The organism is Mycetocola manganoxydans, from assembly GCF_003667545.1.
Lineage (GTDB): Bacteria > Actinomycetota > Actinomycetes > Actinomycetales > Microbacteriaceae > Mycetocola_A > Mycetocola_A manganoxydans.
The window spans coordinates 1-15,352 of record NZ_RCUV01000005.1 but is presented as its reverse complement, the minus strand read 5'-3'; the positions used below and the strand labels follow the sequence as shown (position 1 = coordinate 15,352).

Here is a 15,352-nt window from a genome sequence, read left to right as displayed (position 1 = left end):
GATGACCTCCAGCCTCAGCGTTGATGCGCCTCGCACCGGCACACCGCGCCCCAAGGGAAAGGGCGAAGGCAGCATGGCGACAGCGCTGCTGTCTCCCACCTTCATCGTCCTCGCCCTCGTCATTGCCTATCCGCTCCTCTCGGCCGTGTACCAGTCGATGTTCTCGTCGCAGTCCGGCCTCGATGCCGACGGGTTCGTCGTCGAGGGCGAAACCTTCGTTGGAATCGCGAACTACCTCGACATCTTCACCGGGTCGGACTCGCCTCGTTTCTACAATGCGCTCTGGAACACCTCTTTCTTCACTTTCGTCTCTGTCTCGCTCGAGACGGTCATCGGTGTCGCTTTCGCGGTCATGATGAACCGCGCGTTCAAGGGACGTGCGTTCCTCCGCGCCGCCATCCTCGTTCCGTGGGCCATCCCGACGGCGGTGTCCGGTCTGCTGTGGCGGTGGATCTTCCAGTCCAACGGCATCGCCAACGAGCTCCTCAACCAGGAGATCCTCTGGACCGCCGAAGGCATGTCCGCCCAGATCGCCGTCATCACCGCAGAGGTCTGGAAGACGGCACCGTTCATCGGGCTGCTCGTCCTCGCCGGCATGCAGATCATCCCCGAGGAGGTCTACGAAGCGGCCAAGCTCGACGGCGCGAGCGGATGGCGCCAGTTCTGGTCGATCACCCTTCCCCTCGTGCGCCCCGCCCTCCTCGTCGCCGTGCTCTTCCGTCTGCTCGACTCTCTCCGGATGTTCGATCTGCCGTTCGTGCTCATCGGTCCGCGCAAGAGTTCGGTCGAGACGCTGTCGATTCTCGCGTGGGACGAATCGAACCAGCTCAACTACGGGGCGGCATCCGCCTTCTCGATCATTCTCGTGATCTACGTCGCGATCATCGCGTTCGTGTTCATCAAGCTCCTCGGTGCCAATGTCGCCGGCGACTCCGAAGAGAAGTCCGTGCGCCGAATGCGCACCGCCAGAAGGAAGGCAGCCCGATGACCACCATCACCGCGCCCACCGTGCGCACTGCCCCGCCGGCCAAGCGCCGCAGAAAAGGCACCGGCGCAGCCGTTCTCCGGTACGTCGGAATCGCCATCGTCGCCGTCTATTGCCTCGCGCCGTTCTACTGGATGCTCGTCTCGAGCTTCCGCCGGTCAGGCGACATCTTCGACAACTCGCTGTTGCCGACGACGTGGTCACTCGAGAGCTACGCTCAGGTGTTCGATTCGTCGACGATGTTCGGGACCGCGCTGCTCAACAGCCTCATCGTCGCGAGCATCACAACCGCCCTCGCCCTCGTGCTCGGTATCTTCGCGGCATACGCCATCGCCCGGCTGAACTTCCCGTTCAAGTCGTCGATCCTCGCGATCGTCATCGCGACGTCGATGTTCCCCGGCATTTCGGTCGTCGTGCCGCTGCTGCGGCTGTTCTCCGACATCGGGTGGATCAACACCTACCAGGCGATGATCGTGCCGAGCCTGTCGTTCGCGATCCCGCTCGCCGTGTGGAACCTCACGACATTCATGAAGCAGCTCCCGTTCGAACTGGAGCAAGCGGCGATGATCGACGGCTGCACCAAGTGGCAGGCGTTCCGGCTGGTTCTGCTGCCGCTCGCCGCCCCCGGAGTCTTCACCACGGCGATCCTGACGTTCATCCACAGCTGGAACGAGTTCATCATCGCCCTGTCGATGGTCAACGACCCCGCCATCCAGACCGCAACCGTCGCGATCTCGAAGTTCACCGGTGCGAGCGACTTCCAGGCCCCGTACGGCGCCCAGATGGCTGCCGGTGTCGTCGTCACGATTCCTCTTGTCATCATGATCCTGCTCTTCCAGCGACGTATCGTTGAAGGCCTCACCTCTGGAGCAACCAAGTAATGACGGATGCCACATCCACCGTTCCCCTTCCCTCCGATCTTCCCGGGCAGCCCGCGGACTGGTGGCGGACCGCCGTGATCTACGAGGTCTACCCCCGCTCGTTCGCCGACTCCACAGGAAACGGCGTCGGTGACCTCCAGGGCATCCGTAACCGTTTGCCGTACATCGCATCGCTCGGCGTCCAGGGAATCTGGATCACCCCGTTCCAGCGCTCGCCGCAAGTGGACCAGGGGTACGACATCAGCGACTACTGTGACGTCGATCCGCTGTTCGGAACACTCGCCGACGTGGATTCCCTGCTCGCCGAGGCTCACGCCCTCGGTCTGCGTGTGCTCGTCGACATCGTGCCGAACCACGCGTCGGTGGAGCATCCGCTGTTCCTGCGGGCCGTCGCCGCGGGTCCGGGCTCCCCGGAGCGGGAGATGTTCCACTTCGCCGACGGAAACGGCGATGCCGCACCGAACAACTGGATCAGCGTTTTCGGTGGCCCGGCCTGGCACCGCGTCGCGCCGGACTCCCCCGACGACCGGCAGTGGTACCTGCACCTGTTCAGCCCGGCGCAGCCCGACTGGAACTGGCGCAACCCTGCCGTGGTCGACTACTTCGACGACGTGCTGAGGTTCTGGTTCGAACGGGGGGCTGACGGCATCCGCATCGATGTCGCGCACGGCCTGTTCAAGGCCGAGGGGATGCCGGACTCCCCCGCTGTTCCGACGGTGATCGACGGGTTGCGCTCGAACCCGCTCGTCACCGACCAGGAACCGGTGCACGACGTCTACCGCCGTTGGCGGACGATCGCCGACGAGTATTCGCCGGAACGGCTGCTCGTCGGTGAGGTGAACCTCGAACCCGACCGCGCAGCCCGCTACACCCGCCCGGACGAGCTGCACCAGGCATTCGCGTTCGCGTTCGCCCGCCTCGGCTGGAACCCCGCGGAGTGGGCGGCGGTCGGCTCGGAGCTCGAGAAGGCGCGTCGTGAGCACGGTTCAGCCCCGAGCTGGGCCCTGGAGAACCACGACCTCGTGCGCACGGTGACCCGGTTCGGCGGTGGCGAGCGCGGGCTTCGGCGAGCGCGTGCTGGAATGGTGGCGCTGCTCGGCCTCCCGGGCGCCGTGTATCTCTACCAGGGACAGGAGCTTGCCCTGCCCGAGGTCGACATCGATCAGCACCAACGCGTTGACCCGATGTGGGTACACAGCGGAATCGGTCGTGACGGTGCGCGCATCCCGCTGCCGTGGACCGCCGGGCCGGGGAACGCCCACGGTTTCACCACCGGTGACGACGTGACGCCCTGGCTTCCCATCCCCGACGGCTGGGGCGCGTTGTCGGTGGAGAATCAGGACGATAACCCCGATTCCACCCTGAACCTGCTGCGGAAAGCGATGCGCGAGCGCACAACGCTGCTCGAGAACGGCCTTCCCGCTGACGAACGCGTCACCTGGCGGCATGAACCCAACGGCCTCGTCGTCTGTGACCGCGAGGGCGGGCTGAGTGTTGCGATAGCGATGGGAGACGAACCCGTTCCCCTCCCGGCTGGCACGGTGATCGTTCGATCTGACGACGGAACGGATGCCACGCTGCAGCCCGACACCGCCGCCTGGTTCTGGCGCGCCGGCTGACGCTGTCAATGGGCCGCACCGGGGTTGCGTGGCCACTTTCGGCTGGAGAATCGCGAAAGGCTCGACCAATTGTGGCAACGCAACCTTGGGCACCCGGATGAAAGTCGCCGTGTTGTGCGGCGCGGCGCAAGAATCGCGCGTGATCGGTGCTTCCGCAGAGCAATTCGCGGCTCCGCCATTCCCTCGCACCCCGTTCTGGTGGTGTACTGGCTTGCATTCGGCAGGCATCGCCTGCCCTCACCGGTCCCGCCGACGGAGATCATGAGTTAGCCGAACGGCTGGACCCTCAACTGGAGGTACAGCTGTGCACAAACCCCGCACACGCGCACTCGGTGTTTCACTGGGTTGCGCGTTAGCCGTAACGCTCGTCGCTACGGCGACCGTCCCGGCATCCGCCGACGACCACGAGAACCTGCCGGGTGAAGCAGGGATCACCCTGCCGATCAACGACAGTGAAGCCGGTGGCACGTATGACCAGAACTTTTTCCGCGCCTACGCCGGCGCCACCCCGGACGGCACCCCGGTCTACATTTACGTGCCCGATGGCACACCGCTCGACGGTTCTGCTCCGACCGGCGTCGCCAGTCTCGACCCCGCGTACGACCACAACCCGGACGACGAGTTCGTCCCGTGTTCCGATCGCGCGGCATCCGACTTCGTTCTGACCCAGGCGCAGATCGACTACATGGGAAACGAGCTCTCGAGCCAGATCGTCGCCGTCGACGAAGAGCATTTCGGGCCCATGGATGCGGCCGATCCCGACGAACCGGCGAGTGACTCGCTCGTCATGGTTGTCTACAACGTGCAGGATGCCAACTATTACGACTGTGCCGCAGACACATACACAGCGGGCTACTTCGCCCCCGACTTCATCGACTCGGTCGGCATGAACGTCATCGTCATCGACGCGTTCGACTGGGCGAACCGCGTGGGGCCGAACGATTCCGAATGGCGCGACGACGACCCGGACAATGACTCGCCCACGCTGTACGAGGGCGTCATCGCCCACGAACTGGAGCATCTGCTGCACAACTACAGCGATCCCGGGGAATTGTCCTGGGTCGATGAAGGTCTCGCTGACTTCGCGGTGTTCCTCAACGGGTACGACGTGGGTGGCTCACACCTGACCTACCATCAGGTGTTCTACGCCGAGACGTCACTGACCCGGTGGGGCGGTGGCCTGGAGAACTACGGAGCCGCGTACACCTACTTCCAGTATGTCTGGGAGCAGGCGGGCGGCAACGGCGACGGCACCTTCACTCCCGACCTCCAGAACGATGGAGCCGGTGGCGACCTCCTGATCCAGCGGATCTTCGAGAACGAAGCCGATGGAATGGAGGGCGTGCAGTCCGCGATCGACACGTTCAACGCTGAATCCGGCGCATCGCTCCGCTCGGCCGAGGAACTGTTCCAGGACTGGGCTGTCGCGATCTACCTCGACGATGAGGACTCAGACCTGTTCGACATCAAGGCGGTCGACTTCGGCGACCCGGCCTTCACCGAGTGGACGATCGACATCGCAGACGACCAGTTCTACGGAGGGCGCGGAAGCAATCAGGGCGCCCAGCCCTCACCCAAGTGGGACAAGCGCACCAACGGCCAATCACCGACGGCGCTCCCCTATGGTCTGCAGGTCGAACGGTTCCGGAACCCCGGCCCGACCGTGACCGTGTCTCTGGATGGTGAGGACAGCACCCAGATCGCGCCGCACAGCGGAGACACCCACTGGTACGCGGGATACGAGAGCCAGTCGGACAACATCCTGGACGTGGATGTGACGGGGACGGCGACGTCGCTCGACTTCTGGACCTGGCACTTCATTGAGGAGGGCTGGGACTACGGATTCGTCGAAGCACTCGTCGACGGCGACTGGGTCACCGTTCCCCTCGTCGATGACGCCGGCACGGTCGTCACCAGCAACGAAGACCCGCACGGCAACAACGCCGAGGGTAACGGCCTGACCGGAACCTCCGGTGGTGCCTACTTCGTCGACGACCCGGAATACGTGCACTACACCGCCCAGCTCCCGGCAGGGGTGACGGACGTGCGCTTCCGTTACTCCACCGACGCGGCATACCTCGACACGGGCTGGTTCGTCGACGACGTTCTGGTCAACGGGGCCGCCGCAGCGGTGAGTTCCGCCGAGGGCGAGTGGTTCGAGACGACAGGACTCCAGAACAACAATTGGACCCTGCAGGTCGTGGCATCGTGTGACCTCACGCCGGGAGTGAACTCACCGTTCGAGATCACGGATGGCGCGGGCAACTTCGTCTACCGGCTCGAGGGTGACGCGATCTCGCAGCCGGGCTTCAACACGAAGTGCGCGAACGGCCCGAACCGGGACTTCGCGACCCTCGTGTCGAACATGCCGACCGGTGACCTGATGTTCCTCGACGCGGACTACGTCCTCGGTGTGAAGAACACGGGCAACGGCAAGAAGTAGTCGCCACATACGAGACGGCGCCTCTCCACGAATGGAGGGGCGCCGTTCCGTGTCTCCTACTCGGCTGGCGGTCTGCGACGTTGCGCTTTGGTCTCGGAACGCTGGCCCTTCGCTGCGAGACGCCGCCGGTTCGAGCCGCGGGTCGGCTTCGTCGCCCGACGGCTGGGTCCGGCCGGCGCCACACCCCCACGCACGATGTCCGCAAGTTTGCGCCGCGCGATCTCCCGATTGCGCAACTGCGAACGCTCCTCGGAAGCGGTAACGGTGATAACCCCACCGACCAGACGTCGCTCCAGACGGCTGAGCAGCAGGAGACGTTGCTCCTCTGAGAGCGCGGCGGAACCCGCCACATCCCAGAGGAGCTCGACTCGGTTGTCCGAGGTATTCACGTGCTGCCCGCCGGGTCCCGACGAGCGGGAAAACCGCCAGCGCAACTCCGAGGCGGGAATCGTGAGCGTCGGCGTCACGTCGAGGTCCATAAGAGAAGCGTCGCATGAACCGCGAGAGACCGGTATCTCTCCGTGTCCGTACCCGGCCGTAGGCTGAGTACCGACAGCTCAGACAGGAGGCTCCCGTGGCCCAGACGACCGTGCCAGACATCACCGTAGAAGAACTTCTGGCGGAACTCGGCGCCCTCGAGGACCCGAAAGCCCGCGAGATCAACGAGAAACACGGTGATGACCACGGGGTGAACCTCGGCAAGCTGCGCGGCATCGCCAAACGGCTCAAGACCCAGCACCCCCTCGCACTCGAACTGTGGCGAACGGGGAGCACCCCTGCCCGCCTCCTGGCCCTGCTCATCTGCCGGCCGAAGGCGTTCGATCTCGACGAACTCGATGCGATGCTGCGTGAGGCGCGGATCCCGAAGGTTCACGACTGGCTCGTGAACTACGTGGTGAAGAAGAGCCCGCACGTCGAGGAACTGCGCGTCGTCTGGTTCTCCGACACCGACCCCATCGTTGCCAGCGCCGGCTGGGCTCTGACGACGGAGCGTGTGGCGAAGCATCCCGATGGCCTCGACCTCGACGAGTTGCTGACCATCATCGAGGCGCAAATGAAGGATGCTCCTGACCGTCTCCAGTGGGCGATGAACAATACCCTCGCGCAGATCGGAATCTCCCACCCCGAGTACCGGGCACGCGCGATCGACATCGGCGAGCGCCTCGAAGTTCTCAAGGATTACCCGACGCCCCCGAACTGCACCTCGCCGTTCGCGCCTATCTGGATCGCCGAGATCGTTCGCCGGCAGGACGCCCAATAGCGGTCCTGTCACCGGCCGGGCGAGGGCTCGCGAAGTCTGAGAGACTGGGTCACGAGGTCTGACAGGCGCTCACCGGTTGTCGGCCTCGGACTACGATGGGCGCACGGCCAACGACGGAGGTGTTCCCGTGACACGACGGCCGACCGACGCACAAGCAACGCCCGCACCGCACAGGAGCTGGTCCGCGCTCAGCGGCGACGACGTGCTCCAGGAGCTTTCCTCGACCCCGAGTGGGCTCCGTTCCGGCGAGGCCGAAGATCGACTGCGACAGTACGGGCCGAACGAACTGAGCTTCGCCACGGCAACCCCCTGGTGGCTCGTCCTCCTGCGCCAGTTCCTGAGCCCCGTGATCGGCGTCCTTGTCGTTGCCGCGGTAATCTCCGCTGCGACAGACCACCCGGTCGATGCGATCGCGATCTCCCTCATCCTGGCGCTGAACGCCGCCCTCGGTTTCTGGCAGGAACGCAAGGCCGAGGCCGACGTGCGCGCCCTCCAGTCCCTTTCTGTCGACACCTGCCGGGTTTTACGGGATGCAACGGAGCACGTCGTGTCGGCCGCCGATGTGGTTCCCGGTGACGTCGTGCTCGTGGAAAGCGGCGAGCGGATCCCCGCGGACATGCGGCTCATCGAGGCAAACGCTCTCCGGCTCGACGAGTCCATGCTGACAGGCGAGTCGGTCGCCGCCACCAAACGCTCCGCCGCTGTGCCGGTCGACTCCCCCTCGGGTGAGCGTTCGAACATGGCGTTCAGCGGCACATTCGTCACGAGCGGTCGCGGAGTCGGCGTTGTGACCGCGACCGGAGCACGCACGCAACTGGGTGAGATCAACGCTCTCGTTCAGGGTCCAGCCGGACAGGGCCCCCTGCAGATGCTCACCCACAAACTGGAGCGGCGCATCGGGCTGATCGTTCTCGTCGCCGTGACGCTGGTGTTCATCGCCGGCATCCTCACCGGCAACGACATCGCCGACATGTTTCGCACAGCGGTGGCGCTCGCCGTGGCATCCATACCGGAATCCCTGCCGATCGTTCTGACCGTCGCGATGAGCGTCGGGGTGTCGCGGATGGCGAAGCGCAACGCGATTCTCCGTACCTTGCCTTCTGTCGAAACTCTCGGGTCGACAACCGTCATCGCGTCGGACAAGACAGGGACGCTGACCCAGAACCTGCTGACGGTGGAGCGGATCTGGACACCGGATGCCACCGTCGACCTGACCGGGAATCGAGACGCACCTGCGTCCGACTCGCCGACGGTCAAGGCTGTGCTGCTGACCGGGGCGCTCACGAACGAGGCAGCCCGAGGGGGTTCCCACTCCGATTTGTCCGGTGACGCCGTCGACGTCGCGATGGCGCGAATCGCGCTCGAATTCGATGTGCTGGACGAAGAGAGACGCGCCGAGTCGCCCTCCGCTCATATGCCGTACGAGCCGGATCTCCGATATTCGCAGACGGTCAGGATGAATGAGAACGGCGAACGAACGCTTCACGTGAAGGGCGCAGCGGACACCCTGCTGTCGATGTCGGATTCCCTCGCCCGGCATTCCGGCCTCGCTGACCTCGACGAGGAGCTCGTTCAGGACGCCAACAAGCGCATGGCCGCTGACGGCCTGCGTGTGATCGCGACGGCTGCCCGGACGCTCGGACCCGATGAAGATCTCCCCTCACCCCTCCCCACGCCGAGCGGGCTCACCTTCCTCGGCCTGCAGGGGATGTCGGATCCGCCTCGCGCCGACGTGGCATCCGCGATCAGGGCATGCCAGCAGGCGGGGATCGCCGTGAAGATGATCACCGGTGACCAGCCGCTGACCGCGACGGCGATCGCGAAACGGCTCGGCCTGCGGACCGACGTGCCTCCTCTCACCGGCGCCGAGATGGCAGACCTCGACGACGACGCACTCACGCAGCGGCTCGCGGAGGTCAGCGTCGCCGCACGGGTCACCCCGCAGGACAAACTGAGGATCGTGCGTCTCTTGCAGGCAGCGGACCACGTCGTGGCGGTGACCGGCGACGGGGTGAACGACGCACCGGCCCTCAAAGCCGCAGCCATCGGTGTCGCCATGGGCCGGTCGGGAACGGATGTCGCCCGTGAGTCGGCCGACCTCGTTCTGACCGACGACAATTTCGTCACGATCGTCCACGCCGTCGAACAGGGTCGGGTCACGTTCGCAGCGATCCGGAAGGCCACATTCTTTCTCTTGTCGACGGGCGCTGCCGCGCTGCTGGCGATGTCCGTGAACGTGGTTCTCGACCAGCCGCTGCTGTTCCTGCCGCTTCAGATGTTGTGGATCAACATCGTCACCAACGGCGTTCAGGACATCGCCCTCGCGCTCGAGGCTGCCGAGGGGGAAGAACTCAAGCGGCCACCGCGCGCGAGGTCCGAGGGTCTGCTCTCCCGCACCCTCTGGTATCGCGCCGGAATAACGGCGATGTGGATGGCAGGGGCGATTCTCGTGGTCTTCACCTGGGCGCTCGAGACCGGGATGCCCGAAGTCGAGGCCCGCACATTCGCGCTGACCGCCTTCGTCGCGCTCAACTTCTTCCAGATCTTCAGCGCCAGGGCGCAGTACCGCTCCCTGTTCCAGCTGAACCCACTCGGCAACAAACCGCTGCTCTTCACGTCTGTCGGTGCCCTCCTCCTGCACTGGGGTGCGATGCAGTGGCCAGTGTCGGCCGATGCGCTCGGCATCACCCCGCTCAGCCCGTGGCAATGGGCGGCCTGTTTCGCCGTCGGATCGAGCGTTCTGCTCATCGTGGAGGCCGAGAAGTTCGTGCGTCGCTGGTCCCACCGCCGCGACAGGATCCCGGCACCCGCCCGGTGATGCTGCGCAATCTGTTCCTCGACACCTGAGAACCGAATAGGCTGGCCCGCACACGACGAAGGCCCGAGACGCCTCAGCAGGGAGCAGTTCCACGTGAGGGTAATTCCGAACCGATATCAGGAGATCGCCGAGACTCTCGCTCGCCATGGAATGGGCTTTCTCGCGTCCGCCGTCGGCATCAGGCACCGAGTCCCGTTCGTCAGGAACGCATTCGCTCCGCCCGACGAATCGCCCCGCAGCATCGCTGTTCGCCTGCGCCTCGTTCTCGAGGAACTGGGACCGACTTTCGTCAAGCTCGGCCAGCTGCTGTCAACACGTCCCGACCTGCTTCCCCCTGCTTACATCCTCGAGCTCTCCAAGCTGCAGGACGCCGCACCGCCGGTCCCGATCGACGCGATCGCTGAGGCGATCCGGGCAGAGCTGGGCGATGATCCGAGCCGGGTCTTCGCGACATTTGACGACAAGCCGCTGGCATCCGCTTCGATCGGTCAGGCGCACACCGCCACCCTTCCCGACGGCACACAGGTCGTCGTGAAAATCCGTCGACCGGATGCCGTCAGGATGGTCAACGAGGACCTCGAGATTCTGCGCAACCTCGCCGAACGCGCGAGCCGCCTGTGGGCACCGGCACGCACGTACAACGTGCGTGGTCTCGTCCAGGAGTTTTCGGACACGTTGAGGGGAGAACTCGATTACCTCCGCGAAGCGAAGAATGCGGAACGATTCGCCGATAACTTCGAAAGCAGAGCGGACGTGGCGATTCCGCGGGTGTTCTGGGATACCACCACCTCGCGCGTGCTCACGCTGGAGCGGGTGTCCGGCATCCGGATCTCCGATGTCCAGGCCCTCGACGCTGCCGGTGTCGACCGGCCGCTGCTTGCCCAAACGGGAGCACAGCTGGTGCTGCGGATGGTCTTCGAGGATGGCTTCTTCCACGCTGATCCGCACCCCGGCAACCTGTTCGTGCAGCCCGATGGGTCGATCACCCTCATCGATTTCGGAATGGTCGGTGAGCTCGACCCCGAACTCAGGGACAGATTCGTCGATTTTCTGGTCGCGTTCACCCGGCGTCAGCCCGGCGACCTTGCCGATGCCCTGCTCGACATCTCGGTGACCACGTCCGGTGCTGACCGGGACCAGCTTCGGGAACGGATGGCTTCCTTCGTCGCCGACTACAGCAACAAGACTCTGAGCGAGATCAAGTTTGCGAGGCTGGCAACGGTGCTGCTCACGATCGTCCGGCAGCAAAAGCTCCAGCTGCCGCGCGAAGTGGCCCTGATGTTCAAGGTGCTGATCATGGTTGAGGGAATCGGCGTCCAGCTGAACCCTGATTTCGACCTGATGGGAGTCCTGACTCCCTACGTGCGCAAACTGTTGAGAGAACGGCTGTCTGTCGCTGCCCTGTCGCAGCGGATGTATCGCGCGTCAAGCGACGCCGGTGCCCTCATGTTGGAACTGCCGACCCGGCTCCGTCGCATCCTCGAACGCACCGACCGGTCAGGAGTCGAGGTACACCTTCGTGCCGCGGAGCTCGAACCGCTGATGACTCGGGCTGAGCGTATCGGGAACCGCCTCGTCGCCGGGCTGATCGCGGCCGCGCTCATCAACGGAGTCGGTGAACTCGTCGTCAGCGAGCGCAGATGGCGACCGTGGTCGAACTCGCTCCTGGGGGCCGGCGTCACGGTGGTCGGGTCGCTGTCGGGCTACCTGCTCTGGACGTCGCGCCGCCACCGATAGTTCCCGTCCCCCCGCCGGATAAGCCGGTGCTGAATTCCCCCGGCAGGCTCGTGTCGGTGGCCACTGTTACCGTGCCACCATGCCGGAGAGAATCGAGCTGTGGTGGGCACGACGCCAGTTCTCCCGAGGCGTCGACGTTCCCTACCCGGCCGGAATCTACCGTGAAGCCTGGGCGCCATACCCCGCGCTGATCCGCCAGTACCTGCCCGATCGCAACGCCGGGATCCTGCTGACCCAGATCCCACCCGCTGCCGACGTCCTGCTGCTCTGGACGTGCGAATCCGGTCATACTTTCGTCGCCACACCCGAGGAGCAACGCTCCCGGCCGGGCCGGGAACGCCGCAAGTCGGCATGGTGCCCGGACTGTGCCGCGCTCGCGAAGCCCCCTCGCATCCGCACTCCTTCGCTCACACCGCGAGCTCCCCAGCCGGCGCGTGTTGTTTGTGGCAAGACGCCGTCCCTGCCGACGGGCGAACCGTTCCTGAGCGCGTGTGCGCCCCGACCGGCATCCGCCGTCGAAGGGCAACTGCGGCAGGACCTGTTCTCCCGCCTGGCCGTGACGCCGGGGATGAACGCCGTGCGCCTGGCCCGCCCCTTCTTCGACCATCTTGAGGTCTGGCCGGATCTTGTGCTCCCCGAGCTGCGCATCGCCGTCGAGTACGACAGCACCGGGCGACATGGGCTCGAACACGTCGGCAAGCGTGAGGCCGCTGATCGCCGGAAGGATCGGGCGCTTCGCGCGGTGGGATGGGAGGTCGTGCGGATCAGGACCGGCAAGCTCGAGAAGCTGGGACCCTTTGATCTGCAAGTGTCGAACGTGACCGGCCGAGGAATGGAGCGCCTGCTCGAGACCTTTCGAGACATCCGCGGACCGCTCCTGGTCGACGCCTATCTGACCTGACCTGACCTGACCTGACCTGACCCGCCGCTCGGCGAACGGAAGCGGTGAGGGTGGCATCAGCCGCCCTCACCGCCCGATCAGCGCCCGACCTCAGACGGTCATGCCGAGCCGGAGCCCTGCAGCGTGGATCGCTGCGCCGACGCTCCGACCAGCTCTGAGTCGTTCGCGCGGTTCTCACCGGCCGGTGCCGGAACCGACGCCGCGACCTTTCCCCGTGAGCGCTTGGTGCGGCGGATTCCCGGTGTGCGACGTGCGCTCGGCCGACCGTAGGTCAGGTACAGCGGGATAGCGGTGAAGAAGAGCCCACCGACGAGGTTGCCGATCACGGTGGGGATCTCGTTCCAGATCAGGTAGTCCATGATCGTGAAGTCGCCACCGAGCAGCAGGCCGGAGGGGAAGAGGAACATGTTGACGATCGAGTGTTCGAAGCCCATGAAGAAGAACAGCATGATCGGCATCCACATCGCGATCATCTTTCCCGGCACGTCTTTGGCGATCATCGCCATCGCGACACCGGTGGACACCATCCAGTTACACAGCACTCCGCGGATGAAGAGCGTGAGCATCCCGGCGGCACCGTGTTCGGCGTACCCGACGGTTCGCCCCTCTCCGATGTGACCGATCGCCTGACCCACTTCGTTCGGAGGCATCGAGAAGCCGTAGGTGACGACGATCGCCATGAGCACGGCGACAGTGAACGCCCCGATGAAGTTGCCGACGAAGACGAGCCCCCAGTTGCGCAGGACACCGCCCACCGTCACTCCTGGCCGCTTGTCGAGCCAGGCCAGCGGCCCGAGAACGAAGACACCGGTGAGGAGGTCGTACCCGAAGAGGTACAGCATGATGAACCCAACCGGGAAGAGGATCGCGCCGAGGAGCGGGCTGCCACTCGTGACACTGACGGTGATGGCGAAGGCAGCGGCGATGGTGAGCATCGCGCCGCCCATCGTCGAACGGACAAGGGTGTCGCGGGTCGACATGAAAATCTTCGCTTCACCCGCGTCGATCATCGTTGTCACGAGATCGTGTGGTTTGACGTAGGACATAGGATCCCCTTCGGGTTCGGCTGTGCTTCGAAGTCAGCGTGCGGCTGGTTGCAACCGAATCTATGTCTCGCGCGTTTCACCTCCGTGTCTCGCGGAATCCGCTTGTATTACCGTTGGCTCTCAGCCTCTTCGGTCACGTGTGAGGTGAATCGCCGGCCGCAGAATGCGCTGAGCCGCGACCGTTGCCGCCGCCGCCGCGGTGTGCACAGGACATACATCAGGCGACGAAGCGGAGGTAGGGATGAAGAAGCAGGCACTTCTGCGGTCGGTCGACGCGGTCGACACCGTCGAGGACGCGTCCTGAGCTAGTGATGACCGCGCGCGGACCCGGCGGCGATCGCGGTCAATTCACCCCGGGTGCGGACACCCGCCTTGCGGAGCAGATTCGACACGTGGAACTTCACCGTGTTGTCGGTGATTCCCAGCTGATCGGCGATGGCGCGGTTGCGCGCACCTGAGGCGACCAGGCGCAGAACGTCGCGCTCTCGCGCGCTGAAACCGACGGAGTCCTCGAGCGGCTCCGCCTCTGCCGGCGGATCCAGTGGCAGCCGAATCTCGAGCGACGTCCCCCAGCCCGTCGTGGACGACACCTCGAGGTCGCCGTCGAGCGCCGCAACCCGTTCCGCGATCGGCCGAAGCGAATCGTCGTGCCCGGTGATCTCGCCCCTCCCATCATCGCGGATGCCGATCAGCAGGTTGAGTCCGTCACAGTCCCACTGAATGCGCACCCGCTTCGCCTCCTCCTGGTCGACGAGGGCGAGGACGGCACTCCGGACGATCGCCCGTGCAGCGTGCGCGACTTCACCCGGCAACGCCCGCCCGGCCGTCGGCGGTTCGACGAACTGGACATCGAGTCCGCCGAACCGCGCGAGGGGTCGCAGGTCGGAGCGCAGTCGCGCAAAGGCTCCGTCGACCGGTTCGAGCATGGTGCCTCGCTGCTCGTCGGTCGTACTGCGCAGTCCGATCAACGCGGCGGATGCCAGGTCGAGCGCCATCGTGCGGCTCGCGCGGTCGTCCAGTCGCGATGACCGGAGTACGGCGAGGATCGACTCGAGCGTGACCGCATGGCGATCGGCCTGCTCCGCCACCGCCTGGGCGTGCTCGAGCTGAAGTCGGCGGGAGACCGGGGACGGAAGATCATTGCTGGTGCTCACCGTCCCAACCTACCCCCGCCACCTGTCCCTATCCCGATGGGTAGGAAGACTGCACGTCCGGGCGGGCTCCTCGGCTCCACGAACCGGCGACGATGAGAACATGACCGCAGTAACCCCCGACGTGACGTCGCCATCCGAAACCGGAGCGACGGCATCCCTCTCGACCATTCTCGACGAACTCACCGCGACCATCGTCGCTCTGGGCGACGAGCAGGCAGACAACCTTGATGCCGTCGCTGAGACACTCGCGGGCGCACACCGCGTTTTCGTCCTCGGTGCAGGGCGCTCCGGCCTCGCGCTCCAGATGACGGCCATGCGCCTGATGCACCTCGGCCTGAACGTGCACATCGTCGGCGAGGTGACAGCGCCGGCCATCGGCCCGGGCGACGTGCTCCTGACGGCGAGCGGATCCGGCACCACCACCTCGATCGTCCGGGGAGCGGATGCCGCGGTGAACGCGGGAGCGGATGTCGCTGTGATCACCACCGCAGCAGACTCCCCGCTAGC

Annotated in this window: 12 protein-coding genes; 9 read left to right on the top strand and 3 right to left on the bottom strand. The window is 65.4% G+C overall.

Annotated elements, in window-relative coordinates; genetic code table 11:
• Position 1: 1 nt before the first annotated feature.
• The 4 genes from D9V29_RS04005 (at position 2) to D9V29_RS03990 (ending at position 5,928) form a co-directional block, all read left to right on the top strand.
• Positions 2 to 988 (top strand): carbohydrate ABC transporter permease, encoded by a 987-nt coding sequence (locus D9V29_RS04005; protein ID WP_229790367.1) that lies wholly within the window; start codon positions 2 to 4, stop codon positions 986 to 988.
• The gene (locus D9V29_RS04000) at positions 985 to 1,866 is read left to right on the top strand and encodes a carbohydrate ABC transporter permease (protein ID WP_121672050.1); all 882 of its coding nucleotides are present in this window, start codon (positions 985 to 987) and stop codon (positions 1,864 to 1,866) included. The genes D9V29_RS04005 and D9V29_RS04000 overlap by 4 nt, the downstream gene beginning before the upstream one ends.
• Entirely contained in the window at positions 1,866 to 3,485 is a 1,620-nt protein-coding gene (locus D9V29_RS03995) for an alpha-amylase family glycosyl hydrolase (protein WP_121672049.1), read from the top strand. The genes D9V29_RS04000 and D9V29_RS03995 overlap by 1 nt, the downstream gene beginning before the upstream one ends.
• Before the next feature lie 304 nt (positions 3,486 to 3,789).
• Positions 3,790 to 5,928, top strand: a complete 2,139-nt coding sequence (locus D9V29_RS03990; protein WP_121672048.1) for a M6 family metallopeptidase — start codon at positions 3,790 to 3,792, stop codon at positions 5,926 to 5,928.
• A 56-nt stretch (positions 5,929 to 5,984) separates the two neighbouring features.
• On the opposite strand, the gene arfB is transcribed toward D9V29_RS03990, so the two are convergent.
• Complete coding sequence (gene arfB / locus D9V29_RS03985) at positions 5,985 to 6,407, bottom strand: alternative ribosome rescue aminoacyl-tRNA hydrolase ArfB (RefSeq protein ID WP_121672047.1); 423 nt, start codon at positions 6,405 to 6,407, stop codon at positions 5,985 to 5,987.
• A 95-nt stretch (positions 6,408 to 6,502) separates the two neighbouring features.
• On the opposite strand from arfB, the gene D9V29_RS03980 reads away from it, so the two are divergent.
• From D9V29_RS03980 to D9V29_RS03965, 4 genes are all read left to right on the top strand, one after another.
• On the top strand, positions 6,503 to 7,189 hold the full coding sequence (locus tag D9V29_RS03980) for a DNA alkylation repair protein (RefSeq protein WP_121672046.1): 687 nt from the start codon (positions 6,503 to 6,505) through the stop codon (positions 7,187 to 7,189).
• Positions 7,190 to 7,316: 127 nt separating this feature from the next.
• On the top strand, positions 7,317 to 10,007 hold the full coding sequence (locus D9V29_RS03975) for a cation-translocating P-type ATPase (RefSeq protein WP_121672314.1): 2,691 nt from the start codon (positions 7,317 to 7,319) through the stop codon (positions 10,005 to 10,007).
• 93 nt (positions 10,008 to 10,100) lie between these two features.
• On the top strand, positions 10,101 to 11,744 hold the full coding sequence (locus tag D9V29_RS03970; protein ID WP_229790368.1) for an ABC1 kinase family protein: 1,644 nt from the start codon (positions 10,101 to 10,103) through the stop codon (positions 11,742 to 11,744).
• A gap of 79 nt (positions 11,745 to 11,823) precedes the next feature.
• Entirely contained in the window at positions 11,824 to 12,645 is an 822-nt protein-coding gene (locus D9V29_RS03965; protein ID WP_121672044.1) for a zinc-ribbon domain-containing protein, read from the top strand.
• Positions 12,646 to 12,743: 98 nt separating this feature from the next.
• On the opposite strand, the gene D9V29_RS03960 is transcribed toward D9V29_RS03965, so the two are convergent.
• Together D9V29_RS03960 and D9V29_RS03955 are read right to left on the bottom strand one after the other, a co-directional pair.
• The gene (locus D9V29_RS03960) at positions 12,744 to 13,691 is read right to left on the bottom strand and encodes a formate/nitrite transporter family protein (protein ID WP_121672043.1); all 948 of its coding nucleotides are present in this window, start codon (positions 13,689 to 13,691) and stop codon (positions 12,744 to 12,746) included.
• 305 nt (positions 13,692 to 13,996) lie between these two features.
• Positions 13,997 to 14,845 carry a LuxR C-terminal-related transcriptional regulator gene (locus D9V29_RS03955; protein WP_121672042.1) on the bottom strand — a complete coding sequence of 283 codons (849 nt, stop codon included), beginning with the start codon at positions 14,843 to 14,845 and terminating at the stop codon, positions 13,997 to 13,999.
• A 100-nt stretch (positions 14,846 to 14,945) separates the two neighbouring features.
• Between D9V29_RS03955 and D9V29_RS03950 the strand changes: the two genes are divergently transcribed.
• On the top strand, positions 14,946 to 15,352 hold a 407-nt coding region (locus D9V29_RS03950; protein ID WP_121672041.1), incomplete at its 3' end, for an SIS domain-containing protein.